Raw genomic sequence first — 25056 nt, forward strand, 5'->3', positions numbered from 1 at the left:
GTCTTATGGCCAAAAACCAGTATGTTTAAGGCGCTTTCCAAAAATAGTGAAAACAATGGGAATCTTTTTTCCAACCCAGGCGCTCATATAACTTCTGAGCCGGATTGTCTACCGCGGTCTCCAGTGCCAATCCCTTGAAATTCTTTTCCGAACAATACGCCTGTGCCCTATTCAAGAGGGCCTCCCCGATACGTTTGCCTCTATGCGACTTGCTGACATATAAATCGTTGAGAATAAAGACGGCTTCGAGACTTACGGAAGAAAAGGTTTTGTACAATTGCGTGAAACCTACGGTCTCACCATGAAGTTCGGCCAGAAAAATCACCGATTCCCCCTTTGTAATCCGTTCCGTTAAAAAGGCCCTGGCCGCTGGGCTATTGGACTCTTGCCCATAAAAAATTCGATAAAGATCAAATAAGGGAGCCAGTTGTGGCACATCATCTTGGGTGGCCTTCCTTATCTTAAGCATAATAAAAGCTAAAAAAAGCTCCGGTAAAGGAGCTTTTTTTTATTTGGATTTTTTGTATTTGTTTATTTCATCCTGCAGTTGCCTGCTTATTTTTTGCTCCCGTTCCAAGGCTCTGCGTCTGTGCTGTTCATACTCCACCTCCAACTCGCTAAGCGTTGTTTTGGCCTCCTGGGTCAAAATATTACTGTTTCTAAATTTATAGATAAACAACAACAGCATAAGTAACAGCCCGCCAATTATGGTCCATAAGATAAAATTATAGGTCGATTTGGAGACAAGTGCCCCAAAAAAGGACATACTGTCCTTTTCTTCGGTCACTGAGGTAAGGCTATTGCTGGTCTCCAGCAACTTGCTGTTCAAGGAACTTATGGTGGACTCGTGACCGGATATGGTGGCATTAAGCTCCCCCTTGATTTTGTTGGCGGCATTCAGTGAATCCAAAACGTTTTGCCGCAACTTATCCAAATAGATTACCCGGACCACCTCGTATCTTTTTCCTTCCGCGCGGTAATTTCCCGATTTCTTGATTAAATATTCAAATTGGCTGCTGATAGGACCTTGATCCAAAGACAGATTTTCCCCATCTGTTTCTTGCGCAAATTGTAGATTAAACGTTAATAGGGCAATTACAATAAATAGTATTCTAAAGCCTTTCATTTATGTAATTCTTGATGTTAATAATGATTTAGAGAGGGACTAAAGTAATCCAATAAAATCAATTAAGAAAAAAATTTGCCAATAACCTATTTTTGATGCGCGTTGGCAGCTCGTATCCGATGCGTTAATCGATCTACATATAGGGTATTTAGTAATAGGTATACCTTCTTACTTTGGCGATATATTTTGCCAGTCGTATCACCTGATGCGCATATCCATACTCGTTGTCATACCAAATGTAGAGCACCAGATTTTTGCCATCCTCGGAAACAATAGTGGCCGTACTGTCATAAATGGCCGGGGAAGTTGTACCTACAATATCGGTAGACACCAGCTCATTGCTCAAGGAATATTTGATTTGTTCTACCATATCGCCCTCCAGCGCATATTTTTTGACGATGGTATTTATGCCCTCCTTGGAGGTTTTGTTGTTCACCTCCAAATTTAGGATAGCCAATGATCCGTTTGGAACGGGAACCCGAATGGCATTGGAGGTTAACTTGCCCTGCAGGCCTGGCAGTGCCTTGGCAACAGCCTTTCCGGCACCGGTCTCCGTGATGACCATGTTGAGGGCGGCAGCCCTTCCACGCCTGTATTTTCCGTGCATATTGTCTACCAGATTCTGATCGTTGGTATAGGCATGTATGGTTTCCAGATGTCCCTTTTTTATTCCTAGAGAATCTTCCACGATCTTAAGAATAGGGGTAATGGCATTAGTGGTACAGGAAGCCGCGGAGTAGATCTTGGTCGTATCCGGATCAAATTCCGTTTGGTTCACCCCGTGCACAATATTGGGAACCTCCTTACCTGGAGCGGTAAGCAATACCCTGGCCGTTCCCTTGGCTTTCAGATGCCTTTCCAATCCTTTTTTATCCCTAAAGGCCCCCGTATTGTCAATGACAAGGGCATTGGTTATCCCATAAGGGGTATAGTCTATTGCTTCCGGCGCCTGCGCACTGATAATATGTACCGTAGTTCCATTGATGATAAGTGCTTTGTTCTTAAAATCGGTATCCACGGTACCCATAAACTGCCCATGGACCGAATCGGTGCGTAATAAGGTGGCCCGTTTTTCCAGAATTTCCTGGGTAATTTCGCCCCGGGTAACAATAGCCCTTAAGCGTAATTGGTTTCCCTTGCCCGTTTTGGCCATAAGCTCACGGGCCAATAGCCTTCCAATTCTTCCAAACCCATAGAGAACAACGTCTTTGGGCCTTATTTCCCGTGCCGTGCCCGCATCTTTCAACTTGTCCAGCACAAAAGCCTTTACGTTGTGGTAATTGTTGTCATCGGCATGATATTCATAGGTGAGCTTACCGATGTCCAACTTAGAAGGTGGCAATTTTATATCGTTGATGGCGCGAAGTATTTCCACGGAATCGAATATGGAAATCGGTTTTTGTACAAACTCGCCGGCGTATTCGTGCAAGTTGATAATATCACTTACATTTTTATCGATAATTTGATTTTTGAACAGGACCACTTCAATGGACTTGTCGTACCAAAGGTCGCTGATGATCTTTATGAATTCGGTGGTAGCTTTTCTTCGGTCGGCCTGGAAGGCCAGTTCCTTTTCGTAAGAAGTTATAGGACTCATTGATTATAGTTAATGATTGTTTTGTAATTTTTTGCAAAAGTATATATTTCAAACGTTTTCGCGCAACAATTTCCCATAAAAAAAGCACTCCCAAGAGAGCGCTTTTTTATCGTTTTTCATTCCCCTATTGGAATATAAGTCGTTCCTTTTCACCATCCTTGTTGAGTAGGGTTATACTGGTTCTTCCATATTTGGAAATTTTTTCAAACGCCTTTTGGGCACCTTGAATATCATCTATTTCCTCATCGTCCACGGAAAGCAGGATTTTGCCTTCCAAACCATAGTTGTAATACCGTTCCGGAACCCCAATGATCTTCACACCCTTTTTGACCTTGAATTTCCTCTTATCCTTTTCCGATAAATTCTTCACAGCAAGGTTCATTACCGGAACCACAAGGCTCTGTCTTTTTTTCAAGGTTACCGGAATTACTTCCGTACTGCCGTTCCTGTCAATGGTTACCGCAATACGATCACCTGGTCTTTTGGAGGAAATATAGCCGGTAAGGTCAGGAAAATTACGTACCCGGACATGGTCCACTTTTTTAATGACATCGCCCGCTTGCAACTTGGCATCATAGGCACCGGAATCTTCTTCGACCCCATCGATATATACCCCATCTATTTCATTGATTCCCTTTTCAACAGCTTGGGGAGAGTTTGCGTTTATCGTACTCACACCCAAGATCCCCGTTTGTACATTGCCGTATTCCATAATGTCCTCTACCACCTTTTTGGCTATGTTGCTAGGTACAGCAAAGGAATACCCTACGTAGGAACCTGTTTGCGAGGTTATAGCAGTATTGATTCCTATTAGATCTCCATTGGTATTTACCAAAGCGCCCCCACTGTTTCCTGGATTAACGGCAGCATCGGTTTGGATAAAGGATTGTCTTCTTCCCAAATCCCTGGCCTTGGCACTTACAATACCTGCGGTTACCGTAGAGGTTAGGTTAAAGGGATTGCCCACGGCAAGGACCCATTCCCCGATTTTTGCGCTATCCGAATCCCCGAAAGCCAAATAGGGCAACTTTTCTTCCGCGTCTATTTTTATCAATGCAATATCGGAAGTAGCATCGGTCCCAATAAGCTGGGCGTCATATGTTCTGTTATTGTTAAGGGTTACCTGGAGCTCATCGGCCTTGGATACCACATGGTTGTTGGTGACGATGAAGCCATCGGGAGAGATAATAACCCCCGAACCGGTACCTACTTGTGGTTTTTGTGCGTTTCCAGAACCGTAGAAAAACTCCGCAATACTCGTGGGACCCCTTCCCTCGGTGACATTTTTAACATGCACTACGGCATTGACCGTGTTTTCAGCCGCTATTGTAAAATCAATTTCATTGATACCAGAACCCCTGGCAGAAGTAGGGGTATAGCTGGTGGTCAGCACGGGTGCCTTGGCCCCCTCGGCTACTACGGTATAATTGGTTTTTTCAAAAAATAACACATAAGCTCCCAAGGTAATTGCTCCTGCAAAAACGGAAATTAGTAACAGGCTTGCTATTTTCTTCATAAAGCGTAAGGTTTTAATTAAAGACTGTTGTAAAAATAACCGTTTTGCCGGTTCCCTATATTCGGTTTAACGAGTTTTTAACTGCTAAAAATCCCTTAATAAAGTCATATCTTTGCGACACAATAGATGCTATGGCACTTACTTTCTATAAATACCACGGGACGGGAAATGATTTTATCATGATCGATAACCGTCAAAATCAATTTCCTAAGGACAACACGGAACAGGTGGCCCAGCTCTGTGATAGAAGGTTTGGTATTGGTGCGGACGGACTTATCCTGTTGGAAGATGATGAAGATGTCGATTTTACCATGGTATATTACAATTCCGATGGCAACCAAAGCAGCATGTGCGGCAATGGCGGCAGGTGCATCGTGGCCTTTGCGCAATTTTTGGGAATTATAACCGCTATAGTGACTTTTAGAGCGGTAGACGGAATTCATTATGCAAGCATTGAAGGGGAAATCGTGAGCCTTCAAATGAAGGACGTGGACGGGATTCGGAAAAAGGAACACTATTCTTTTTTGGACACGGGCTCTCCCCACCACGTGCAATTGGTATCCGATTTAAACAAGTTCAATGTGGTCAAGGAGGGAGCAAAACTTCGTTATGGCATGTACGGCGAAAAGGGAAGCAATATTAATTTTGTTGAAGCCAACGGTCGGGGTTTTGCAGTGCGCACCTATGAAAGAGGTGTGGAAAATGAAACCTTGTCCTGTGGAACCGGAGTCACAGCGGTTGCCCTGGCCATGCACTATGATGGGAAGGCCACGGCAGAAAATATAAAGATAAAGACCCCTGGGGGAAACCTGGAGGTTACCTTTGAGAAAAAGGATGAGGGGTATGGGAACATTCGTTTGATCGGCCCTACCAAGAAAGTGTTTAAAGGAGAGATCCATGTTACGTCTTAAGGGAGAACATATATACCTCAGGGCCCTGGAACCGGAAGACCTGGAATTTCTCTACGAGCTGGAAAACAATCCAGCTATTTGGGAGATAAGCGGTACTACCACACCCTATTCCAAGCATGTGCTAAAATTATACCTCGAAAATGCACACCGCGATATTTACGAAGTAAAACAACTGCGCCTTTGTATCTGCAACAAAGCGCAAAAGGTAATTGGACTTATCGACCTTTTCGATTTTGATCCCAAAAATCTAAGGGCCGGACTGGGAATAGTTATCTTGGAGGAAGGGGACAGAAACCAGGGAAGTGGAACGGAGGCTATAAACCTTTTGTGCAATTATGCCTTTGTCCAGCTTAATTTGAGGCAGATATACGCCAATGTCATGGAAGACAATACAACGAGTATCCGTGTATTCCAAAAACTGGGTTTCGCCCCGGTAGGTACAAAGAAAGATTGGATTTATTCCGATAGCACGTTCAAAAATGAAATCCTAATGCAAAAAATAAATACTTAAGTTCAGCCATGTATATCAAAAGAATTCTACTGATCATTGTGCTGTTGGGACTGGTTGCGGGAGGTGTCTTTTCCTATAAGGTATATACGGCCGTTTTTTCGCCCAACACCAATTTCAACAACGATGAAGCCTACATATATATTAAATCCGATGCCAATTTCGAAGAGGTAGAATCGTTATTGTCGGACCGTTTAAAGGACGTTTCCACCTTCAGGGCCGTAGCTGGAAAAAAAGGCTATACAGCGAATATTAAGGGTGGAAAGTATGCCATTAAAAAGGGTATGAACAACAATGAGATTATTAATACCCTTAGAAGTGGCAATATACCAGTACGGGTCTCCTTTAACAACCAAGAGACCCTGGCCAATTTGGCAGGCCGTATTGCCCAGCAGATCGAGGCGGACAGTGTTGCCCTGCTCAGGGCCTTCAACGATGCGGATTTTTACCGTTCCAAAGGTTTTACGGAAGCCAACAAACTTGCTATGTACGTGCCCAACAGCTATGAGTTTTTTTGGAATACCACGGCAGAGGGTTTCCGCGAAAAAATGCTAAAGGAATACAACAGTTTTTGGAACCCGGCACGTTTGGAAAAGTCCGGGTCTATCGGACTAACACCTCTGGAAGTAAGTACTTTGGCATCAATCGTGCACAAAGAGACGGCCAAAGTGGACGAAAGGCCAAGGGTAGCCGGAGTATATTTGAACCGCTTGCGAAAGAATATCCTATTGCAGGCAGACCCTACGGTGATCTATGCCCTAAAACTACATAATGGCGACTTTAACAAGGTGTACAAACGTGTACTGTACAAAGATCTAGAGCTGGATTCACCTTACAATACCTATAAATACGCTGGTTTGCCGCCTGGGCCCATTGCCATGCCCGATATTTCGGCCATTGATGCCGTTCTCAATGCGGAAAAACACGATTATTACTACTTTGTGGCCAATGTGGAGAAATTTGGCTACCATAAATTTGCGAAAACTCTGGCGCAACACAACCGAAATAAAGCGCAGTATGTCCGATGGATCAATGGCCAAAACATTAATAGATAGGCAAATAATCCAATTTTTAAGACATCTTAACTAAAATTAACCGCTTTTAAGAAAATCTTAAACGGGTTATATAAAGGGTAGAAAAAAACGGTCGTATCTTTGTATTGTGAAATTTAAGCAGGGGAGTTTTCCGTAAGTCTTAAGAAAACACACATATGAGAAAGTGGATAAGTTTGTTCTGTCCTCTTATCATGATTTTTATTTTAATGAGTTATGGGTTTAACACAACTACCGAGAACGTAGTAGTGCCCGAGACACTTAGAGTAAATGAACCTACTGAAGTTTTGTTTCCCAAAAACGAAACTATTTTAAATGCTGCTATGGTCGCTCCTCCCTTTTTAGGGACCTCCTATATTGGTTTCAAGGAAGCTTTGGCGTTTAAAGAATCCCAAGGTAACTACTTTGTAATCAACACATTAGGATATTTAGGGAAATATCAGTTCGGTGTTGGTACCCTGCAGTTGATGGGTGTTTACAATTCCACCCGCTTTTTAAACGATCCCGCGCTTCAGGAAAAGGTTTTCCTGACAAATGTAAAGCGAAACAAGTGGATTTTGCGCAGGGACATCAAAAGATTTGATGGAAAGTATATCAACGGCATCAAGATTACCGAATCGGGTATTTTGGCGGCCGCTCATCTAGCGGGAGCCGGAAATGTTAAGAAATACCTGCGTTCTTATGGTAAGTTTGATGTAAAGGATGCCTATGGTACCAGTATTGCCCACTATATCAAGAAATTTTCCGGGTACGATGTTTCCGAGGTTTCACCAAAACGAAACCCAAAGGTGTAAAAGTTATTTGTTCATATGAAAATGAATACGCCCTGACCGTGAATGGTTGGGGCTTTTTTATGCCTGCAGTATAAATATGGTGGGCCTTTTGTGCAGTTCAAGTGCTATGTTTTTCCAATCCCCCACGGATTTTGTGGCAATGAACTCTGTGGGCAAGGTGATGTCACTGGCAATACACAGAAGCGTATTTTTGGAGAGTGTCCTAAGCAGTTCAACTTTTAATTTGTCATTTCTATAGGGGGTCTCAATAAATAGTTGTGATTGATTGAGTTCCCTGGATGCTTTCTCTATCGCCTTTATTTTTCGCTTTCGTTCATCCGCCTCGATGGGCAAGTATCCGTTAAAGGCGAAACTTTGGCCGTTAAGGCCACTGGCCATTAGGGCAAGTAAAATGGATGAGGGCCCTACCAGTGGAATAACACGAATCCCTCTTTCATGTGCTATTCGAACCACTTCGGCTCCTGGATCGGCAATACCTGGGCATCCCGCATCGGAAATGATGCCCACATCATGCCCTGCGAGACAGGGATCCAAAAAGGAAGGGATCGCCCCAGGTTCCGTAAACTTGTTCAACAAGCTGATATGCAAGCCTGGCTGGGATTTTTTGGAACTGATTTTTTTGATGAAATGTCGGGCAGATTTTTCACTTTCAACAATGTAGTGGTCTATGTTCTCCACCGCTCGCTTGATGGAAATGGGCAGTACCTCCAATGGGGCATTATCACCCAAGGTGGTCGGAATCAAAAAAAGCTTTCCAGGGATATCGTATGTGGTTCCCATCTGAGGTTTATTCTTGGTTTATTCTGTTGGCTATGGTCTCACAGGCCGTATTGATCAAATGAAAGACATGCTCAAACCCATCGTCGCCACCGTAGTAGGGGTCAGGGACTTCCTGTATGCCCAGGTCTACTTCTTGCAAAAGCAATTTTACTTTCCCCCTATGCGCTTCGCTCTTCGCCAGTGCAAGGATGTTTTTGTAATTATCACGGTCCATGGCATAAATGAAATCGAAATCATCCAAGTCCCTGTCCGTAAATTTTCTACATTCTTGGTGTTCTATTGCAATACCATATTTACGGGCCACCGCTATGGATCTCCTATCCGGGCTTTTCCCGAGATGATAGCCAGCCGTACCAGCAGAATCCACCAGGACCTGCCTCGGGTCTACTTTGCTTTCAAGGATGCCCTCCGCCAGCGGCGATCTGCAAATGTTGCCCAAGCAAACCATTAAGACCTTGGTCTTCATTGGGTTATCAGGAAAATTTTTTGGTTAGATCGTCTATGTATTTTCTGAACTGTTTATCTGTTTCCGCTAGGTTATCCACCGTCTTGCAAGCGTGAAGTACTGTAGCATGGTCCCTTTTTCCGATTTGGGAACCAATGCTGGCCAAGGAAGCTTTGGTAAACTTTTTGGCAAAGAACATGGCCAGTTGGCGTGCCTGCACAATATGTCTCTTCCTAGTTTTGGACTGTAGGGTGGCTACGTCCATTTCAAAATAATCCGAGACTACCTTCTGTATGTAATCTATGGACACTTCCCTTTTTGTATTCTTGACAAACTTTTCTACAACTTGTTGGGCCAATTCCAGGGTTACCTCTCTTTTGTTGAAGGAAGACTGTGCAATAAGGGAAATAATGGCGCCCTCCAATTCACGGATGTTGGTCTTTATGTGTTTGGCCACATAATCGACAATATCGTCCGGCATTTCAACACCGTCCCGGTATAGTTTGTTTTTAAGGATCGATATGCGGGTCTCATAATCAGGATTTTGCAGTTCTGCGGACAGCCCCCATTTGAAACGGGATAACAGACGTTGTTCAATATCCTGCATGTCTACCGGTGCTTTGTCCGAAGTGAGGATGACCTGTTTGCCGTTTTGGTGCAAATGGTTGAAAATGTGGAAGAACACATCTTGGGTTCCCGATTTTCCGGACAAAAACTGCACATCGTCGATAATCAGGACATCGATCAGCTGATAAAAATGGATAAAATCGTTCCTGGTATTCTTCTTTACCGACTCAATATATTGCTGGGTAAATTTTTCTGCGGCGATGTAAAGTACGGTCCGTTCGGGATATTTATCCTTGATCTCTACACCAATGGCATGCGCCAAGTGTGTTTTTCCCAGTCCTACCCCTCCAAAGATAAGCAAGGGATTAAAGGAAGTGCCCCCAGGTTTGTTGGCCACGGCCATTCCGGCCGATCTTGCCAATCTATTGGAATCGCCCTCCAGGAAATTGTCAAAATTGTAATTGGGATTAAGCTGGGATTCTATCTTAATGTTTCGTATGCCCGGAATGACGAAGGGGTTCTTCAGTTCCGGATTTTTGGATTTCACGGGAACATCCAGTTCCTGTGGCGCTACATTGGCCCTGTTGGAACTCGGTATTTTTTCGGTGAACGGTTCTTGGTTGCCATAGGTGTTTTCCATTTTTATGATGTACACCAATTTGGCATTATCACCGAGCTCTTTGGTAAGGGCAACTTTTAGCAATTTTACATAGTGCTCTTCCAACCACTCGTAGAAAAATTTGCTGGGAACTTGGATACTTAAGGCACTATCCGATAACTTTATGGGTTTTATGGGCTCGAACCAAGTTTTGAATGCCTGCGGTTGGATATTATCCTTGATAAAAGCCAAACAGTTGTTCCATACGGAATTAGCGGTGACACCCATACTTAAAGTTAATCTTATTTTTGTCGGTTAGTGACTAAAGTTTGTTGGTTAAAAAGATAGTTGGGACTATCTCTATGGCGGTGACAAATATGTGAACAAAAAATCTAAAAAAAAAATCATTTGGTATTGAATTTTCTATTTTTTTTTCGCATGTTCAAAGTCGTCGATTCACAATCTTTTAAATATATGGTTTTTACTTGAAATAATATGGATTTTAACGAAATTTCTTTTAGGGTAAGGTATGGGGAAACCGATCAAATGGGTGTTGTATATCACGGGAATTATGCGCAATACCTGGAGATGGGAAGGGTAGAGTGGCTAAGGGCTTTGGGGATTTCTTACAAAGAAATGGAAGAAAACGGGATAAGGCTACCTGTAATTTCCTTACAGCTTAATTTTAAGAAATCGGCGGTTTATGACGACCTTATCACCGTAGTGACGGAACTTAAAAAAAAACCCTCAGTGAAGATTGAATTCGACTACAAAATCCGTAATGAATCGGGTGAAATTTTGGTCGAGGCTAACACGGTTTTGGCCTTTATAAATTCCCACACAAATAGGCCGATGAGATGCCCGGATTACATACTCGAAAAACTTGGGATTTAGTCCAATTTCCCGACCTTGACCTTGTGCAATGTTGAAAAAATTGCTGCGATTTGTTGGGCCTTGTCTTTTCTTACCGCGATGGTGTACGTACAGTTGGTTTGTAACTGTTGGGAAACAATTTCCAATTGGTGTTGCTTAATGATTCGCATCACTTTGTCCATGTCTTCATATCCAAAATGGAGCACGAATTTCCGGAGCACTTTTTTTTCGACTATAGGTGATGCCTCCAATACCATCTGGGCGGTGGTACGATAGGCCTGTATCAATCCACCCACGCCCAATTTGGTTCCCCCGAAGATGCGGACCACAACGACCAGCACGTTCGTAAGTTCCTTTGCTTTGATTTGCCCGTATATGGGCATTCCGGCAGAGTTCATGGGTTCCCCGTCATCGTTGGCCCTGTATCCCTTATTTTCAATGCCCAGCTGCCAGGCATAGCATAAATGATTGGCCGTATGGTGCTTTTTTTTGAGTTGTTGGAGAATCGGTTTTACATCATCTTCCTCGGTAATGGGAAAGGCATAACCGTAAAACTTGCTTTTCCTGTCCTTGAAGAATGCTACCTCTGAGGGACGGGCCAAGGTGCGGTAGCTATCTGTTTTCTTGGAATCCATTAGGACAGCGCTACTAAAAGGATACTCACTACGGCCAGTGATATGCCTCCCCAGTTCTTTGGGCTAATTTTTTCCTTAAAGAGGACAATGCCCAACATAGTGGAGAACATGACAATGGCCACGTTGTTTATGGTAAACACCGACGCACTGCTCAACCCTTGACCGTTCAAGGCCTTCAATAGGAATAGGATCGAAAAGTAGTTGGGAATCCCAAGCGCAATACCGCCCAGAATATTACGAAAGTTAAACTTCAGGGGCCGCCTTACCGAATTCAACAGGACAAATACCATTCCGATTCCTGCAGCGGATGCAAAAACGGTGGCCGAAAACAATGGGAACTCGTTTTTGGCAATGTGGGTCTCTTCTATATATTTGATGCTGGTATCAATAAGGCCCGAACCCAGAAAGACCAAAACGGGCAGGAGTAGCGCGCTTCGTTTCAAGGAAGGGGTCTTTTCCTTGACCGAAGCGAAATACACGGCGGCAAGCGCAAGGATAATACCAATGATTTTTAAGGCTCCCAACTTTTCGTTGTATAGGACCAGGCCAAACAGCACAGGGATTGCCAATGACATCTTGGCAGCGACTGAGGCCACAGAGACCCCAACTTTTTGTGATGTCACGGCCATAAGATTAAAGACGATAATAAAGAGCAATCCCAGCGCAAAGGTGCCTGCAAACCAAGATTTTTTTGGAAGCTCGGCCAAGGCCACCTCCCCTGAGTAAAAAAAGAGCCCTACTAGGCAGGCCACCACGTAATTCACGATAATGGCATAAGAAGTTTCCACCTTGTAGAGGGCATAGAGTTTAAAGATGACAAAGATCAAACTGGAAAAAAGCACACTTAGGGCCAGGTCCAACATATTACAGTCTTGAATTTAGGGTAATGATGTCCTCAACACCAACTTTTAAATGCCACGTTTTGATCCCCAAGGCACTGGCGGCGTCCGTGTTCTCCTTAGTGTCGTCAATGAACAAGGTCTCCGAGGGTTCCAAATCATTCTCACGCAGCACATGCAAATAGCAGTCGGCATCCGGTTTTCGCAAATGTATTTCGTGGGATAGGTAAAACTTTTCAAAACATTCCTTAAACCGTACATACCTGTCCAAACCCATGTGTTCCTTCACTGTTGCAATATGGAGCGCATTGGTATTGCTCAATAGAAAGAGCCTATGGCTCCCCAGGCCGGACAAATTTTCAATAAAGTTCAAGCGGTATTCCGGAAAACCCAAAATAATAGCGTTCCAGGCCGATATGAGTTGTGCAGTGCTGGCCATGGGAATGCTGTTTCTGGCATCCTCCACGAATTTTTCGGTAGAAATGAGTCCGCTTTCGTAGGATTGGGCAAGGGATTCTATTTGGGGAGTGATGGTTTCAAAACCCAATTTTCCCAATTCCCGTAGGGTGGCCGGTTTGTCCAAATTGATGAAGATATCCCCAAAATCAAAAATGATGTTTTTAATCATGCAGGTACCAATTTAGGATATCCGTATCAATTTTTCTCGAAGACAGCTTTTTTTCATGCGCTAGCTCAGGCGCTCTAGTTCCTTTTCCGAAATGGCTTCTGCCCGTAAAGACGCGTGCTTCGTCCCATAGGTCTTGGGCTATGAACGCGGCATGTGTTTTTGCACCACCCTCAACGATAACACTGAGTATCTGATTGCGGTGCAGTACCTCACAGAGTTGAAGTTCCCGGTCTTTGGAAAAATCGATGACCTCATAGGCAATACCCTTCTGGTATTTCCTGGAGTCGGATATTTGGGTCACTACAATCGTTTCAACACTCCCGTCGAATACCTTGTAGTCTTTCGGGATATCCAGATTTTTATCCAAGACAATACGTATGGGCGAACGCCCCTCCCACAGGCGTACATCCAATTTGGGATTGTCCTGTAAAACGGTGCGGGTCCCTATCAAAATGGCTTGTTCCTCACTGCGCCATTGGTGCACCAACTGTCTGGAATGAATGTTGCTGATCCAAAAGGGCCGGGGTTCTTTTGTTCGTTGTTTTTGCTCCGGTGCCAGGAAGCCATCGGCAGTCTCTGCCCATTTTAATATGATATAAGGCCTCTTTTTTTGATGAAAGGTCAAAAAACGTTTATGATGTTGTTTACAGGCTCCTTCCAATACACCAATGGTGAGTTTACCCCCTGCTTCCTGTAATTTTTTTGCACCCTTACCGGCTACTTTTTCATTGGGGTCCAAAGTGCCTATGACCACTCGCGGTATGCCGTGTTCTACTATGAGATCCGCACAGGGCGGTGTTTTTCCAAAATGGGAGCAAGGCTCCAAGCTTACATATAGTACGGACTGCTTCAAGAGGGACTTGTCCTGTACGGAACGGATGGCATTTACCTCTGCGTGGGAACCGCCGTAGGGACTTGTGAATCCTTCCCCGATGATCTTTCCATCCAAAACGATAACACAGCCCACCATTGGGTTGGGAAAAGTGGTACCCAAGCCATTTTTAGCCAGCTCAATACAACGCGACATATACTTTTCATCGGTATGTAGGTCACTTTTTGTAAGGTCAGACGGTGTTTGCATGGTAATTAATTCCGTTTCCAATGAATTTTATCTTAGGCGCATTTCCTGTATCTTCACCCCCACAAAAATAGCACAATTAAAAGGATATTTTTTGATGAAAACGGATACCGTCACCATTCGGGAAATTCGAGCTGAGGACAACGTTCAAGTTGCTAAAGTTGTCCGTCAGGTTTTAGAGGATTTGGGCGTCCCCAAGGTGGGTACGGCCTATGCAGATACCTCCTTGGACCATATGTACGAGAGTTATGATGTGCCAAGGGCCACCTATTTTTTGGTAGAGGAGGCCGGAAAGATAATAGGATGTGCGGGCGTGGCACCTTTGGAGAATTATGAAGGTAATGTATGCGAGCTGCAAAAAATGTATTTTTTGGAAGAGGCCCGGGGTAGGGGCATTGGTAGCAAAATGATGCAGATTTGCTTGGACCGGGCCAAGGAATTTGGCTTTGAAAGGTGCTATTTGGAAACCATGCCCTATATGAAAGCTGCCCAAAAGTTATACCTAAAAACAGGATTTGAATATATAGATGCACCCATGGGGGACACAGGTCATTATTCCTGCCCTGTTTGGATGCTAAAAGCACTATGACAAAATGTATCTAAAGGACATTAGATCAATGTTCAGGAAAGACCTGAACACGCTTTATCCCACTCCCGAGATTGACGGTTTTTTTTATATGCTCATGGAGGAGTATTTAGGACTGGAGCGGTTTGTACTGGCCTTGGAACCCAAGCTGACCCTTTCCAAAGCGGAAGAACAGCTTTTTTTTGAAGCTTTGGGCCAATTGAGATTGGGAAGACCCATTCAATATATTTTGGGCAAGGCCCATTTTATGGATGCCCAATTCGCAGTAAACCAAGATGTCCTGATCCCAAGATCGGAAACCGAGGAATTGGTGGCTTGGATTCTTTCCGATTGCCGTTCCGCCCATAAGGAAGACTTTAGTATCCTGGATGTGGGTACGGGAAGCGGTTGTATTGCCATTTCCCTGGCTAGTGCCCTGCCCAAAGCGGAAGTAACAGCACTGGATGTTTCGGCCAAGGCCCTGGCAATTGCTATGGAAAATGCGCACGCCAACGGGGTGCAGATGCAGTTCGTGCAGCAAGACATCCTAAAAGAGGACTCCTTGGAAAAAAAATTCGATATTATCGTCTCCAATCCGCCCTACGTCAGGGAATTGGAAAAGTCGGGGATGCACAAAAACGTGAAGGATTTTGAGCCAGATCTGGCGCTGTTCGTATCGGATGAAAGGCCTCTAGTGTTCTATGAGCGGATCACGGATATGGCAAAGACGAATCTAAAACAGGGAGGCACCCTGTATTTTGAGGTCAATCAATATTTGGGCAAGGAAACACAAAGGCTTTTACAGGACCAAAATTTTTTGGAAATTGAGCTCCGAAAAGATTTGTCGGGCAAAGACAGGATGTTGAAAGGGAAACTCCCTTTGGACATGATATAGGAAAAAGCGTATTGGATGAACAGCATAGTGGTTTTCTGTGGAAGTAGCGAGGGCGATGATCCTTCCTTTGCGGATGATGCATACGGTTTGGGAAAACTGTTGGCCCAGCAGCGACTTACCCTGGTCTACGGCGCTGCCCGAATTGGCATTATGGGAAGACTGGCCCAAGGGGCGCTTGACCATCAGGGAACCGTAATTGGTGTTATCCCCGATTTTCTAAAAATCAAGGAAGTGTTTCACACGGGCCTTTCCCGTCTGATAGTCACCAAAAACATGCACCAACGCAAGTTAAAAATGCACGAACTGTCCGAGGGGATCATTATGCTTCCTGGAGGCTACGGCACCTTGGAAGAATTCTTTGAAATGATAACCTGGGCGCAACTGGGGCTGCACGACAAGCCTATTGGAATCCTGAATACCAAAGGATTTTACGATAATTTAATAGCCATGTTACGGACCATGGTAGATCGAGGATTCGTAAAACAGGAAAATTACGATATGTTGTTGGTGGATAATCAGATGGACGGACTCCTGGCCCAGATGCGCAATTATGTCCCCCAACAGCTGCCCAAATGGATTAAAAAAGATCAGCTATAATGGATACAAAAACACAAATTGAGACCTTAAGACAAGAGCTACGTGAGCATAACCACAATTACTATGTGTTGGACAGGCCTGTGATATCGGATTATGAGTTTGATATGAAACTTAAGGAGCTCCAAGCCTTGGAAGAAAAGTATCCGGAGTTCCATGACCCCAACTCTCCCACCATCCGCGTAGGCGGGGCTATTACCAAGAATTTTGAGACAGTGGTCCATGAACATCGGATGTATTCCTTGGACAACTCCTATTCCAAGGACGACCTCGCAGATTGGGAAAAACGGATACAACGTATATTGGGCGATGTGCCCTTGGAATTTACTTGCGAACTAAAATATGATGGTGCCTCCATTAGCCTTAGCTATCTGGATGGGAAGTTGGATCGGGCAGTTACCCGTGGCGATGGTTTTCAAGGTGATAAGGTGACTACCAACATCAAGACCATTAAATCGATCCCCCTGCAGCTCAGGGGGAATTATCCCTCCAAATTTGATATCCGGGGAGAGATTATTTTGCCGCTGGAAGGGTTTGCCCAAATGAATGCACAGCGGGTGGCAGATGGGGAAGACCCTTATATGAACCCTAGGAACACTGCTTCGGGAAGTCTAAAACTGCAGGACAGCGCACTAGTGGCAGAACGTCCTTTGGATTGTCTTTTATACGGTATTGTGGGTAAGGACCTAGGGATCAGCTCCCAATATCAAATGTTGGAAAAAGCCAGGGAGTGGGGATTTAAAGTGCCCACTATCGCCAAATTATGCCAAAGTACGGAGGAAGTCATGGAATTTGTGGACCACTGGGATAGGCATCGGCATGAACTTCCCTATGAAACGGATGGCGTGGTCATTAAGGTGAACAGCCTTAGGTACCAGGACGAGTTGGGTTATACCGCGAAATCGCCCCGATGGGCCCTGGCCTATAAGTTTAAGGCAGAACAAGCGGTTACCGTTCTGAATAAAATTACCTACCAAGTAGGGCGTACAGGGGCCATTACCCCTGTAGCCAATTTGGAACCCGTCCTGTTAGCTGGGACTACGGTAAAACGAGCGTCCCTACATAATGCAGATCAGATAGCAAAATTGGATATTCGCGAAGGCGATACGGTATATGTGGAAAAGGGTGGGGAAATCATTCCCAAGATTATGGGGGTTAACCTGGCCAAACGTCCCAAGGATTCCACCCCTACCGTATACATAACACATTGTCCTGAATGCGATACCCCGCTACTGCGTACCGAGGGAGATGCAAAACACTACTGTACCAATTACTATGGTTGCCCTACCCAAATAACGGGAAGGATCCAACATTATATTTCCCGTAAGGCCATGGATATTGAAGGTATGGGGAGCGAAACTGTGGAACTGCTTTTTAAGGAAGGTCTGATAGAAAATTACGCGGACCTCTATACACTTACCAAAGAGCAGGTTATGCCCTTGGAGCGTATGGCGGAGAAGTCGGCCGAAAATTTGGTGAACGGAGTGGCCAAGTCGGTCGAAATACCATTTGAACGCGTACTCTTTGCGCTTGGTATCCGATTTGTAGGGGAAACTGTGGCCAAAAAACTGGCCAGGGCCTATAAAAATATCGATGCCCTGATGGCCGCTTCCGAAGAGGAGTTGACCGCGGTTGACGAAATAGGGGAGCGGATCGCTAAAAGTGTGGTGGAGTTTTTTCAGGATGAGAGAAACCTGTTGATCGTAGAGCGGTTAAAAGGGTATGGCGTGCAATTTGAACTCTCCGCAGATAAGTTATTGAACCAGACAGAATTGCTCAAAGGGCAGACTTTTGTAGTGTCGGGGGTGTTTGCACAACTAAGCAGAAACGAACTAAAGAAGATGATCGAGGACAACGGGGGTAAAGTAGGTTCATCTGTTTCTTCCAAGACCAATTATCTGGTGGCAGGTGATAATATGGGCCCCAGTAAGCGCTCCAAAGCAGAGAATTTGGGCGTGCCCATAATTTCAGAAGCTGATTTTTTAAATATGGTACCTTAAAGGACAAGGCAAAACCAACCAGTTATGAGCTACCCCAAAACCTATGAGGCCTTTTTGGAAACCCTAAAAGATGCCTGTCCGCCCAATCACTGGTCCGAGGCGCTACAGTCTTTGTGGTATGATGCCAAGGGGAACTGGGAAGCTTCGCACAACATCGCACAGGATATCCCCAATACCACGGGCCATTGGATTCATGCCTATTTGCATAGAAAAGAGGGAGACGCGTGGAACGCCGGTTATTGGTACAGGCGGGCCGATAGACCCTTTCCCAAGATGGATTTGGAGGAAGAGCATCGGGCTATTGTACGGTGGTTGCTGGAAAATTAAATCATACAGGGACTTTTTTCCCTCTATGATAGGCGATGGTCGTGTTAAACAACCAATGGAAGAACTCCGGATCGGAGGGTTCCTTTCGGGTAACGGTGAAGGGATACATGCATGTTGCAGGCCAAACGACTATACGGTGATAGAAACCCCATTGGCCTCTACTTTTTTCTCGCTATCGAAGTGAAAATCGATACGTCCCAGGTTGATACCATAGCACCCCACTTGATTTATGAGTACACGACCGCCCTTTCGATTTTCGCGAATGGTGGGTTTATCCAGGAAGGTATGTGTATGGCCTCCAATGATCAGGTCAATATTTTCTGACCGTGCGGCCAATTTTAGGTCGTCGGGTTTATCGCGATTGTAGGCGTATCCTAAATGGGAAAGACAAATGACCAGGTCGCACTGCTCTTCTTCCTTCAGGATCCGGCCCATATCCTGGGCTATTTCATAAGGGTCAAGGTATTGGGTCTCCTGGTACAGTTTTTTGGTGACCAGCCCGGCGAGTTCGATGCCTAATCCAAACACCCCAATTTTGATGGAGTCCATCGTATACGTGGTATAGGGTTTAACATGACCGTCCATCAGGGTATTGCTGAAATCATAGTTTGCAGACAAGAGCTTAAACTTGGCATGGGGCAATTGGGCATAGAGACCGTCAATGCCGTTATCAAAATCGTGGTTTCCGATCGTGGCCGCATCGTATTTGAGCATGCTCATCAGTTTAAACTCCAATTCACCCCCGTAAAAATTAAAATAAGGTGTGCCCTGAAAAATATCTCCGGCATCCAAGAGCAAGGTATTGGGGTTTTCCTTCCGAATACGTTCAACAAGGGTAGCCCGTCTTGCCAGACCACCCAGATTGGGCCATTGGGAATGATCTCCGGCAAAGGCATCTATATGGCTGTGAACGTCATTGGTGTGTAAGACCGTAATATGCTTTTTGCCTCCCGAGCAAGAGTTCAGGGAGAGTCCTCCCAAACCTACAAAGGTAGAACCTGCAACGGTATTGGATATAAATTTTCTTCTGTCCATGTCAGTTGAGTTGCATAAATCTATTATCTACAACGGGGGACAGGGTGTCCACCTTTTTAAAATAATCAATGATGGCGTTCCTGACCTTGTAATCGATTTCCGTTACGTGCAGTCCATGGGTAAAAAAGCCCATATCGTCCCCGCCATTGACCAAATAGTTAGAGGTGGCGATGAAATAGGACCGGGTTTCATTAAAGGGCTTTCCACCGATATTAACGGATTGTAGCTCCCCGTTTTTATCCAATACAATCTGTATACCCGCTATAGGTTGTGGACGCCTTGCCTCGATTAGGAAAGACACGAGTTCCCGGACCGATTTTCCTGTCAATTCCACTATGGCGATGGTGTTTTCAAAAGGCATAATCTCATAGGCGGTGCGGGCAGATACCGGGCCCTTGGAGATAACCGAACGGATACCGCCATGATTCAGGACCACAAAATCGATATCTTTTTTTGTCCGGGCCTTAAAAACAGGATTTGCCATTTCCAGGATAATATCGGCCATAAGATTTCCCGCGGTCGTGTTGTATTTCCCGTCGTCCTTGGTAATGTTCTTGGCCGCATAGGCAAGGCTACTGTCCAGCACCTGATCAATACGTTCGCGGTAAGGGGCTACAAAATCATCTATGGTATTTACGGGAGCAAGGGCGCTAGTTATGGGGAGTTGTTTGCCCTCCACTTCCGAAAGGGCCGATTTTTCCTCCCCACAGGAAAGAAAAACCAGAATTGTTATAAATACAACAAAATGTTTCATATTTAAAATCATAAACCTTTTTATCTTCGCATTAGAATTGCATGGATATTAATTACATTTGTAGAAATGTAAAAATACATGTTTTTAAAGGGACTTAAGGATAAATTTAAGTATAAATCCGGCCTTAAATTTCTGAAGGAGGAATTGGACAACCCCCAGCAAGTGCTCAAGAGGAGCAAGGGAATCAAATCGCTGGGCTGTATTGTTGACTTGGACAAATTTGACGATACGAACAAATTCTTTGAGTTTGTCGATGAGTTTGCCCTAAGGCCGCAGGCGGTAAAAATTATTGGCTATAAAGATTATTACGATAAAAATTCGCCGTACGCCACGCCCATTTTTTCGGATAAAGATCTGGGTTGGAACGGAGCTATTGAAAATAGCTATGCGCTGGAATTTTTAAGTAGGGAATACGATTTACTGATCAATTATTTTACCGAAGAAAATTTGCTATTGCAATTGATGAGCATAAAAACCAGGGCCCGCATCCGTGTCGGCTTTGAAGAGGTTGATGAAAAATTGAATGATATTATTTTGAAAACTCCCATGGATGATTTTAAGACATTTAAAAAGGAGTTACAGAAGTATTTGGTAGTTCTAAACGAAGTTTAAGCAATGGAACGGTTATATGGTACAGGGGTGGCGTTGGTCACGCCTTTTAATGAAGATTTGTCTATAGATGTGCGCGCCTTGGAACGCATTGTAGCCTATGGTATTGAGGGCGGACTGGATTATTTGGTGGTCCTGGGGACCACAGGTGAATCCGTTACCTTGACCAAAGCGGAGAAGCAGTTGGTTATGGACACGGTGGTTGCGGCCAATTCTGGAAGAGTGCCGCTGGTCGTGGGTGTTGGCGGAAACAATACGGCCCAATTGGTCGCGGAGCTGCAGCAACTGGACCTGACCGACTTTGACGCAATCTTATCCGTATCGCCCGCTTACAACAAACCGACCCAGGAAGGAATTTACCAGCATTTTAAGGCAATTTCAGAGGCATCGCCAAAACCGATCATCCTGTACAACGTTCCGGGAAGGACGGCAAGCAATGTACTGCCCGCAACACAGCTAAGGTTGGCGCGTGACTTCAAAAATATTATCGGGGTTAAGGAAGCGTCTGGTGATATGCTACAGCTTACACAGATCATTCGCGAAAAACCCACGGATTTTATGGTAATTTCCGGCGATGACCCTACTGCACTACCCACTGTATTGGCTGGAGGGGCAGGAGTCATTTCTGTTTTGGGCCAGGGTTTACCTATGGAGTTCTCCAAAATGGTCCGACTTGGACTGGAAGGCCGGCCGGATGAGGCCTATCGTCTACATTATAAGATGATGGAGGGCATGGACCTTATCTTTGAAGAGGGAAATCCCGCTGGCATTAAGGCAGTTTTTGAAACTTTGGAACTCTCAGGGGCCAAGGTGCGGTTACCCTTAGTGGAAGCGTCTGCCGAACTCAAGCATAAAATCAAAGTGTTTATGCGGGCCTTCAATGGTGTTCATGCCTAGAACCTATCCGTACTTTTTACGTTAAAACTTACCCAAAAGGATTGTCGCAGAACCAGCTACGGGCTATTTTAGCTTAGCAAAAATGTTTTTTAAATCCGTTGATAATCCGTAATTTTGCAAAATGTTTTTAAAAATGAAACGACACTTTCCCCTTTTGGTCCTGGCCTTGGTCTTGGCATCTTGTAGTGAGTATCAGAAAGTACTTAAGAATGAGGATGTTAAAGCGAAGTACGACCTGGCGGAAAAAAAATATAATGAAGGCGATTTCAGACGTGCCAATCGACTTTACGAGCAAATTGCCCCCAAATATGTTGGAAAGCCCCAAGGTGAGCGGGTGTTGTGGTTTTACTCCAATAGTTTTTACCAAATCAAGAATTACAATTTTGCCGGATACCAATTTGAGCGGTTTATAAAATCGTATCCCAAGAGCGACAAGATCCAGGAGGCCACCTTTTTGGGTGCCAAGAGTTACTATATGTTGTCCCCCGCTTACTCCTTGGATCAAACGGATACCAACAAGGCCTTGGCCAAACTGCAGAATTTTATCAATACCTATCCGGATTCGGAATTTTTTGCCGAGGCCAATATTATGGCCAAGGAACTTACCAATAAGAAAGAAAAGAAAGCGCTGGAAATCGCCAAACAATTTAACAAGATAGGGGAGTTCAATTATCCTATTCTGGTTTCCGCGGTGGCCGCTCTTGATAATTTTGTTACGGACAACCCCGGCTCTATTTACCGCGAGGAGGCGCTGTATTATAAATTTGAAGCCACCTCGAGCATAGCCTTCAACAGTTTTGAGACCAAAAAACCACAGCGCCTGCAGGATGCCAAAGCGGCGTACGCTAACCTAAAAAAATATTTTCCAGAAACACGTTTCGCCAAAAAGGCGGATAATCTTATGGAAAAAGTGGAAAAGGAAATAGAAGGCCTATCCAAGTAATCTAGTTTTATAGCAATGAATATGAATGATCTAAAAAATTCCAATGCGCCCGTTTCTACGGTAACCATCAACAAGAATGAGTTCGATGAGAAAACGGACAACATTTACGAAGCAATCTCTATAGCCGCAAAACGGGCCGTTCAGATAAATTCGGAGATTAAAAAAGAGCTTTTGGAAAAGCTGGAGGAGTTTGCCACTTACAGTGATAGTTTGGAAGAGGTTTTTGAAAACAAGGAGCAGATTGAGGTTTCCAAATTCTATGAGAAACTTCCCAAGCCCCATGCCCTGGCCGTGATGGAATGGTTAGAGGACAAAATTTATTACAGGAACACCGAGAAGGACGCTTGATCCATGTTGAGCGGTAAGCATATCCTTTTAGGCATCACTGGGGGTATAGCCGCCTACAAAACTACCTTTCTTGTTCGCTTATTGATCAAGGCTGGAGCCGATGTCAAAGTAGTTTTGACGGAGAGCGCAGCTACTTTTGTCTCTCCTCTTACCTTGGCAACACTTTCCAAAAACCCCGTGCATACTTCCTTTGTAGAAGAAGGGGAAGAGGGCAGTGTAGCCTGGAACAACCATGTGGAGCTTGGGCTATGGGCAGATTTGATGTTGGTGGCCCCGGCCACCGCCAATACCCTGTCCAAGATGGCCAATGGAACTTGCGACAACCTTCTGCTGGCCACCTACCTATCGGCTAAATGCCCGGTGTTTTTTGCTCCAGCCATGGATTTGGACATGTACAAACACCCATCCTCCAAAGCCTCTTTTAAGAAACTGCAATCGTTTGGCAACATCATGATCCCGGCTGCCTCAGGGGAACTGGCAAGTGGGTTGCACGGAGAAGGCAGAATGGCCGAACCCGAGGATATTGTGAATTTTTTAAACCATCACCTTTCCAAGGATTTGCCATTGGGACAAAAAAAGGTGTTGATCACCGCAGGCCCCACCTATGAAGCCATAGACCCAGTGCGGTTTATCGGTAACCACTCCTCTGGACTTATGGGTTGTGAACTGGCCAAGAGGGCCGCACAGCTTGGAGCAGAGGTGATTTTGGTCTTGGGACCCACCCATCTCTCCCTTACAGATTCGCAAGTGCAGGTACTCCGGGTTACATCGGCGGAAGAAATGTACCAAGCGGCACACGAACATTACGCGGACATGGATATTGCGATCTGCGCCGCGGCCGTGGCCGATTACCGGCCTAAAACCATTGCCGACCAGAAAATAAAAAAACAGGAAGACGAATTCACCATTGAGCTGGTGAAGAACAAGGATATTCTGTATTCCCTGGGTAGGCAGAAAAAAAAGCAATTTTTGGTAGGTTTTGCCCTGGAGACCGAAAATGAAGTAGAAAATGCCAAGGGCAAGCTTAAAAAGAAAAACCTGGATGCTATAGTCCTGAACTCCTTAAACGATTCCGGTGCGGGTTTTGGTAAACCCACGAATAAAATAACCTACATAGATAAGAATTTACGGATAAAAACGTTTGATGTAAAGACCAAGGCGGCGGTAGCTTTGGATATCTTTAACGAAATAATTGCCAGCATCCATGCATAAGTTTTTTTTAACACTGATTCTTTGTGCATTTGGTCTTGCCATAGAGGCCCAGGAATTGAATTGTGTGGTAACGGTAAACTCTGATCAGGTAAACCAGACCAACCAGCAGGTGTTCAAGACTTTGGAGCGTTCCCTTAACGATTTTGTCAATAAAAGCAAATGGACCAACAGGGTGTACAAGGAAAATGAACGTTTGAACGCACGGATGTTCATCACAATTACCGAATTTGAATCGAGCAGGTTTAAGGCTACTATTCAAATACAATCTTCCAGGCCCGTTTTCAATACCTCCTATGAGAGTCCGATTTTCAATTATAAGGACAATCAATTTAATTTTGAATACATAGAATTTCAACCCTTGGTATACAACGCCAATGTCTTTGACTCCAATTTGGTAGGGGTTATTTCTTACTACATATATATCGTATTGGGACTGGATGCCGATACCTTTACCTTGGAAGGTGGAAATGAATATTATAAAAAGGCACAACAGATAGTTACCCAGGCCCAGGGAAGTAGCTTTTCGGGTTGGAGCCAATCTACCGATAGATCCAGATTTGAGCTTGTGGATAATCTACTTTCCAATACCTTTAGGGAGTACCGTATTGCCATGTATAATTATCACCGAAAGGGACTGGATATCCTGGCGGATAACGGCAGCACTGGGAAACAAGTAATTTCGGGAAGTCTACGGTTGTTCGAGACCTTAATTGCCAGACGGCCCAATGCCTTTTTGATACAGACTTTTTTTGATGCTAAATCCGAGGAAATACAAAGCATATTCTCCGATGGCCCCAAGGTAGATATCGTAAAACTGAAGGAAACCCTCAACAAGGTGGCCCCGTTTTACGCCAACACCTGGAACGAGATTACCTATTAACACTTTGAAGAAATAAGGCCGTCCAGGAAACTACAACGTGCTTTCCCTTG

The 25056-nt window shown here is 44.6% G+C and carries 29 protein-coding genes; 16 read left to right on the forward strand and 13 right to left on the reverse strand.

The features are described 5' to 3' along the window. Positions 1-25 precede the first annotated feature (25 nt). The 4 genes from ACRD67_RS06295 to ACRD67_RS06310 all read right to left on the reverse strand — a co-directional run bounded on the left by ACRD67_RS06295 (position 26) and on the right by ACRD67_RS06310 (position 4239). Positions 26-469, reverse strand: a complete 444-nt coding sequence (locus tag ACRD67_RS06295) for a GNAT family N-acetyltransferase (protein WP_430966206.1) — start codon at positions 467-469, stop codon at positions 26-28. A gap of 39 nt (positions 470-508) precedes the next feature. Then, positions 509-1126, reverse strand: coding sequence for a tRNA (guanine-N1)-methyltransferase (locus tag ACRD67_RS06300; RefSeq protein ID WP_430966207.1), 618 nt, complete (start codon positions 1124-1126; stop codon positions 509-511). 148 nt (positions 1127-1274) lie between these two features. Further along, complete coding sequence (locus ACRD67_RS06305) at positions 1275-2723, reverse strand: glyceraldehyde-3-phosphate dehydrogenase (RefSeq protein ID WP_430966208.1); 1449 nt, start codon at positions 2721-2723, stop codon at positions 1275-1277. Between the two features lie 124 nt (positions 2724-2847). Further along, on the reverse strand, positions 2848-4239 hold the full coding sequence (locus ACRD67_RS06310; protein WP_430966209.1) for a S1C family serine protease: 1392 nt from the start codon (positions 4237-4239) through the stop codon (positions 2848-2850). A 131-nt stretch (positions 4240-4370) separates the two neighbouring features. Between ACRD67_RS06310 and dapF the strand changes: the two genes are divergently transcribed. From dapF to ACRD67_RS06330, 4 genes are all read left to right on the forward strand, one after another. After that, positions 4371-5150 carry a diaminopimelate epimerase gene (dapF, locus tag ACRD67_RS06315; RefSeq protein ID WP_430966210.1) on the forward strand — a complete coding sequence of 260 codons (780 nt, stop codon included), beginning with the start codon at positions 4371-4373 and terminating at the stop codon, positions 5148-5150. Continuing rightward, positions 5137-5661 carry a GNAT family N-acetyltransferase gene (locus ACRD67_RS06320; protein WP_430966211.1) on the forward strand — a complete coding sequence of 175 codons (525 nt, stop codon included), beginning with the start codon at positions 5137-5139 and terminating at the stop codon, positions 5659-5661. The genes dapF and ACRD67_RS06320 overlap by 14 nt, the downstream gene beginning before the upstream one ends. An 8-nt stretch (positions 5662-5669) precedes the next feature. Continuing rightward, a complete protein-coding gene (gene mltG, locus ACRD67_RS06325; RefSeq protein ID WP_430966212.1) occupies positions 5670-6713 on the forward strand; it encodes an endolytic transglycosylase MltG in 1044 nt (347 codons plus the stop codon). A gap of 155 nt (positions 6714-6868) precedes the next feature. Then, positions 6869-7504, forward strand: coding sequence for a hypothetical protein (locus tag ACRD67_RS06330; protein ID WP_430966213.1), 636 nt, complete (start codon positions 6869-6871; stop codon positions 7502-7504). Positions 7505-7561: 57 nt separating this feature from the next. On the opposite strand, the gene ACRD67_RS06335 is transcribed toward ACRD67_RS06330, so the two are convergent. From ACRD67_RS06335 to dnaA, 3 genes are read right to left on the reverse strand one after another with little or no spacing between them, the layout of a single operon-like run. Next, a complete protein-coding gene (locus ACRD67_RS06335; RefSeq protein ID WP_430966214.1) occupies positions 7562-8284 on the reverse strand; it encodes an SAM-dependent methyltransferase in 723 nt (240 codons plus the stop codon). Positions 8285-8291: 7 nt separating this feature from the next. Next, a complete protein-coding gene (locus ACRD67_RS06340; RefSeq protein ID WP_430966215.1) occupies positions 8292-8750 on the reverse strand; it encodes a low molecular weight protein-tyrosine-phosphatase in 459 nt (152 codons plus the stop codon). Positions 8751-8757: 7 nt separating this feature from the next. Further along, the gene (gene dnaA, locus ACRD67_RS06345; protein ID WP_430966216.1) at positions 8758-10182 is read right to left on the reverse strand and encodes a chromosomal replication initiator protein DnaA; all 1425 of its coding nucleotides are present in this window, start codon (positions 10180-10182) and stop codon (positions 8758-8760) included. Positions 10183-10389: 207 nt separating this feature from the next. On the opposite strand from dnaA, the gene ACRD67_RS06350 reads away from it, so the two are divergent. Then, positions 10390-10788, forward strand: coding sequence for an acyl-CoA thioesterase (locus ACRD67_RS06350; RefSeq protein ID WP_430966217.1), 399 nt, complete (start codon positions 10390-10392; stop codon positions 10786-10788). On the opposite strand, the gene ACRD67_RS06355 is transcribed toward ACRD67_RS06350, so the two are convergent. Genes ACRD67_RS06355 through ribD form a run of 4 tightly spaced genes read right to left on the reverse strand, consistent with a single transcriptional unit; the run spans position 10785 to position 13971 of the window. Beyond that, on the reverse strand, positions 10785-11402 hold the full coding sequence (locus tag ACRD67_RS06355; RefSeq protein ID WP_430966218.1) for an IMPACT family protein: 618 nt from the start codon (positions 11400-11402) through the stop codon (positions 10785-10787). The genes ACRD67_RS06350 and ACRD67_RS06355 overlap by 4 nt on opposite strands. Then, complete coding sequence (locus ACRD67_RS06360; protein ID WP_430966219.1) at positions 11402-12265, reverse strand: EamA family transporter; 864 nt, start codon at positions 12263-12265, stop codon at positions 11402-11404. The genes ACRD67_RS06355 and ACRD67_RS06360 overlap by 1 nt, the downstream gene beginning before the upstream one ends. Position 12266: 1 nt before the next feature. Continuing rightward, positions 12267-12869, reverse strand: a complete 603-nt coding sequence (locus tag ACRD67_RS06365; protein ID WP_430966220.1) for an HAD family hydrolase — start codon at positions 12867-12869, stop codon at positions 12267-12269. Beyond that, on the reverse strand, positions 12862-13971 hold the full coding sequence (gene ribD, locus ACRD67_RS06370) for a bifunctional diaminohydroxyphosphoribosylaminopyrimidine deaminase/5-amino-6-(5-phosphoribosylamino)uracil reductase RibD (RefSeq protein ID WP_430966221.1): 1110 nt from the start codon (positions 13969-13971) through the stop codon (positions 12862-12864). Before ribD ends, ACRD67_RS06365 begins: the two co-directional genes overlap by 8 nt. Positions 13972-14044: 73 nt before the next feature. Here ribD and ACRD67_RS06375 point away from each other — a divergent pair, with 73 nt between their 5' ends. From ACRD67_RS06375 to ACRD67_RS06395, 5 genes are read left to right on the forward strand one after another with little or no spacing between them, the layout of a single operon-like run. Next, complete coding sequence (locus tag ACRD67_RS06375; protein WP_430966222.1) at positions 14045-14536, forward strand: GNAT family N-acetyltransferase; 492 nt, start codon at positions 14045-14047, stop codon at positions 14534-14536. Between the two features lie 28 nt (positions 14537-14564). Next, the gene (prmC, locus tag ACRD67_RS06380) at positions 14565-15407 is read left to right on the forward strand and encodes a peptide chain release factor N(5)-glutamine methyltransferase (protein WP_430966223.1); all 843 of its coding nucleotides are present in this window, start codon (positions 14565-14567) and stop codon (positions 15405-15407) included. A 15-nt stretch (positions 15408-15422) separates the two neighbouring features. Further along, positions 15423-16004, forward strand: coding sequence for an LOG family protein (locus ACRD67_RS06385; protein WP_430966224.1), 582 nt, complete (start codon positions 15423-15425; stop codon positions 16002-16004). Continuing rightward, positions 16004-18001, forward strand: a complete 1998-nt coding sequence (gene ligA / locus ACRD67_RS06390; RefSeq protein ID WP_430966225.1) for an NAD-dependent DNA ligase LigA — start codon at positions 16004-16006, stop codon at positions 17999-18001. Before ACRD67_RS06385 ends, ligA begins: the two co-directional genes overlap by 1 nt. A 24-nt stretch (positions 18002-18025) precedes the next feature. After that, complete coding sequence (locus tag ACRD67_RS06395; RefSeq protein WP_430966226.1) at positions 18026-18328, forward strand: hypothetical protein; 303 nt, start codon at positions 18026-18028, stop codon at positions 18326-18328. Between the two features lie 129 nt (positions 18329-18457). On the opposite strand, the gene ACRD67_RS06400 is transcribed toward ACRD67_RS06395, so the two are convergent. Together ACRD67_RS06400 and ACRD67_RS06405 are read right to left on the reverse strand one after the other, a co-directional pair. Next, positions 18458-19363, reverse strand: a complete 906-nt coding sequence (locus ACRD67_RS06400) for a bifunctional metallophosphatase/5'-nucleotidase (protein WP_430966227.1) — start codon at positions 19361-19363, stop codon at positions 18458-18460. Between the two features lies 1 nt (position 19364). Next, on the reverse strand, positions 19365-20117 hold the full coding sequence (locus tag ACRD67_RS06405) for a 5'-nucleotidase C-terminal domain-containing protein (RefSeq protein WP_430966228.1): 753 nt from the start codon (positions 20115-20117) through the stop codon (positions 19365-19367). Positions 20118-20195: 78 nt separating this feature from the next. Here ACRD67_RS06405 and ACRD67_RS06410 point away from each other — a divergent pair, with 78 nt between their 5' ends. From ACRD67_RS06410 to porD, 6 genes are all read left to right on the forward strand, one after another. Further along, complete coding sequence (locus tag ACRD67_RS06410) at positions 20196-20729, forward strand: DUF6913 domain-containing protein (protein ID WP_430966229.1); 534 nt, start codon at positions 20196-20198, stop codon at positions 20727-20729. Positions 20730-20732: 3 nt separating this feature from the next. Beyond that, the gene (gene dapA / locus ACRD67_RS06415) at positions 20733-21623 is read left to right on the forward strand and encodes a 4-hydroxy-tetrahydrodipicolinate synthase (protein ID WP_430966230.1); all 891 of its coding nucleotides are present in this window, start codon (positions 20733-20735) and stop codon (positions 21621-21623) included. 133 nt (positions 21624-21756) lie between these two features. Further along, positions 21757-22566, forward strand: a complete 810-nt coding sequence (locus ACRD67_RS06420) for an outer membrane protein assembly factor BamD (protein ID WP_430966231.1) — start codon at positions 21757-21759, stop codon at positions 22564-22566. Between the two features lie 21 nt (positions 22567-22587). Then, on the forward strand, positions 22588-22914 hold the full coding sequence (locus ACRD67_RS06425; protein ID WP_430966232.1) for a DNA-directed RNA polymerase subunit omega: 327 nt from the start codon (positions 22588-22590) through the stop codon (positions 22912-22914). Positions 22915-22917: 3 nt separating this feature from the next. After that, entirely contained in the window at positions 22918-24126 is a 1209-nt protein-coding gene (gene coaBC / locus ACRD67_RS06430) for a bifunctional phosphopantothenoylcysteine decarboxylase/phosphopantothenate--cysteine ligase CoaBC (RefSeq protein ID WP_430966233.1), read from the forward strand. Beyond that, positions 24119-25006: a type IX secretion system protein PorD gene (gene porD / locus ACRD67_RS06435; protein WP_430966234.1), complete on the forward strand. Its 888-nt coding sequence runs from the start codon at positions 24119-24121 to the stop codon at positions 25004-25006. The genes coaBC and porD overlap by 8 nt, the downstream gene beginning before the upstream one ends. Positions 25007-25056: the final 50 nt, after the last annotated feature.

Source organism: Eudoraea algarum (genome assembly GCF_050589645.1).
Classification (GTDB): Bacteria; Bacteroidota; Bacteroidia; order Flavobacteriales; family Flavobacteriaceae; genus JBNGOQ01.

Coding starts and splice junctions, on each gene's coding strand:
- ACRD67_RS06385 (WP_430966224.1), top strand. CDS start 15,423: ATGAACAGCATAGTGGTTTTCTGTGGAAGTAGCGAGGGCGATGATCCT.
- ACRD67_RS06350 (WP_430966217.1), top strand. CDS start 10,390: ATGGATTTTAACGAAATTTCTTTTAGGGTAAGGTATGGGGAAACCGAT.
- porD (WP_430966234.1), top strand. CDS start 24,119: ATGCATAAGTTTTTTTTAACACTGATTCTTTGTGCATTTGGTCTTGCC.
- ACRD67_RS06400 (WP_430966227.1), bottom strand. CDS start 19,363: ATGGACAGAAGAAAATTTATATCCAATACCGTTGCAGGTTCTACCTTT.
- ACRD67_RS06405 (WP_430966228.1), bottom strand. CDS start 20,117: ATGAAACATTTTGTTGTATTTATAACAATTCTGGTTTTTCTTTCCTGT.
- ACRD67_RS06365 (WP_430966220.1), bottom strand. CDS start 12,869: ATGATTAAAAACATCATTTTTGATTTTGGGGATATCTTCATCAATTTG.
- ACRD67_RS06300 (WP_430966207.1), bottom strand. CDS start 1,126: ATGAAAGGCTTTAGAATACTATTTATTGTAATTGCCCTATTAACGTTT.
- ACRD67_RS06330 (WP_430966213.1), top strand. CDS start 6,869: ATGAGAAAGTGGATAAGTTTGTTCTGTCCTCTTATCATGATTTTTATT.
- ACRD67_RS06420 (WP_430966231.1), top strand. CDS start 21,757: ATGAAACGACACTTTCCCCTTTTGGTCCTGGCCTTGGTCTTGGCATCT.
- ACRD67_RS06305 (WP_430966208.1), bottom strand. CDS start 2,723: ATGAGTCCTATAACTTCTTACGAAAAGGAACTGGCCTTCCAGGCCGAC.
- ACRD67_RS06410 (WP_430966229.1), top strand. CDS start 20,196: ATGTTTTTAAAGGGACTTAAGGATAAATTTAAGTATAAATCCGGCCTT.
- ACRD67_RS06320 (WP_430966211.1), top strand. CDS start 5,137: ATGTTACGTCTTAAGGGAGAACATATATACCTCAGGGCCCTGGAACCG.
- dnaA (WP_430966216.1), bottom strand. CDS start 10,182: ATGGGTGTCACCGCTAATTCCGTATGGAACAACTGTTTGGCTTTTATC.
- prmC (WP_430966223.1), top strand. CDS start 14,565: ATGTTCAGGAAAGACCTGAACACGCTTTATCCCACTCCCGAGATTGAC.
- ACRD67_RS06360 (WP_430966219.1), bottom strand. CDS start 12,265: ATGTTGGACCTGGCCCTAAGTGTGCTTTTTTCCAGTTTGATCTTTGTC.
- ACRD67_RS06295 (WP_430966206.1), bottom strand. CDS start 469: ATGCTTAAGATAAGGAAGGCCACCCAAGATGATGTGCCACAACTGGCT.
- ACRD67_RS06355 (WP_430966218.1), bottom strand. CDS start 11,402: ATGGATTCCAAGAAAACAGATAGCTACCGCACCTTGGCCCGTCCCTCA.
- ACRD67_RS06425 (WP_430966232.1), top strand. CDS start 22,588: ATGAATGATCTAAAAAATTCCAATGCGCCCGTTTCTACGGTAACCATC.
- mltG (WP_430966212.1), top strand. CDS start 5,670: ATGTATATCAAAAGAATTCTACTGATCATTGTGCTGTTGGGACTGGTT.
- ACRD67_RS06375 (WP_430966222.1), top strand. CDS start 14,045: ATGAAAACGGATACCGTCACCATTCGGGAAATTCGAGCTGAGGACAAC.
- dapA (WP_430966230.1), top strand. CDS start 20,733: ATGGAACGGTTATATGGTACAGGGGTGGCGTTGGTCACGCCTTTTAAT.
- ACRD67_RS06340 (WP_430966215.1), bottom strand. CDS start 8,750: ATGAAGACCAAGGTCTTAATGGTTTGCTTGGGCAACATTTGCAGATCG.
- ACRD67_RS06335 (WP_430966214.1), bottom strand. CDS start 8,284: ATGGGAACCACATACGATATCCCTGGAAAGCTTTTTTTGATTCCGACC.
- dapF (WP_430966210.1), top strand. CDS start 4,371: ATGGCACTTACTTTCTATAAATACCACGGGACGGGAAATGATTTTATC.
- ligA (WP_430966225.1), top strand. CDS start 16,004: ATGGATACAAAAACACAAATTGAGACCTTAAGACAAGAGCTACGTGAG.
- ACRD67_RS06310 (WP_430966209.1), bottom strand. CDS start 4,239: ATGAAGAAAATAGCAAGCCTGTTACTAATTTCCGTTTTTGCAGGAGCA.
- ACRD67_RS06395 (WP_430966226.1), top strand. CDS start 18,026: ATGAGCTACCCCAAAACCTATGAGGCCTTTTTGGAAACCCTAAAAGAT.
- coaBC (WP_430966233.1), top strand. CDS start 22,918: ATGTTGAGCGGTAAGCATATCCTTTTAGGCATCACTGGGGGTATAGCC.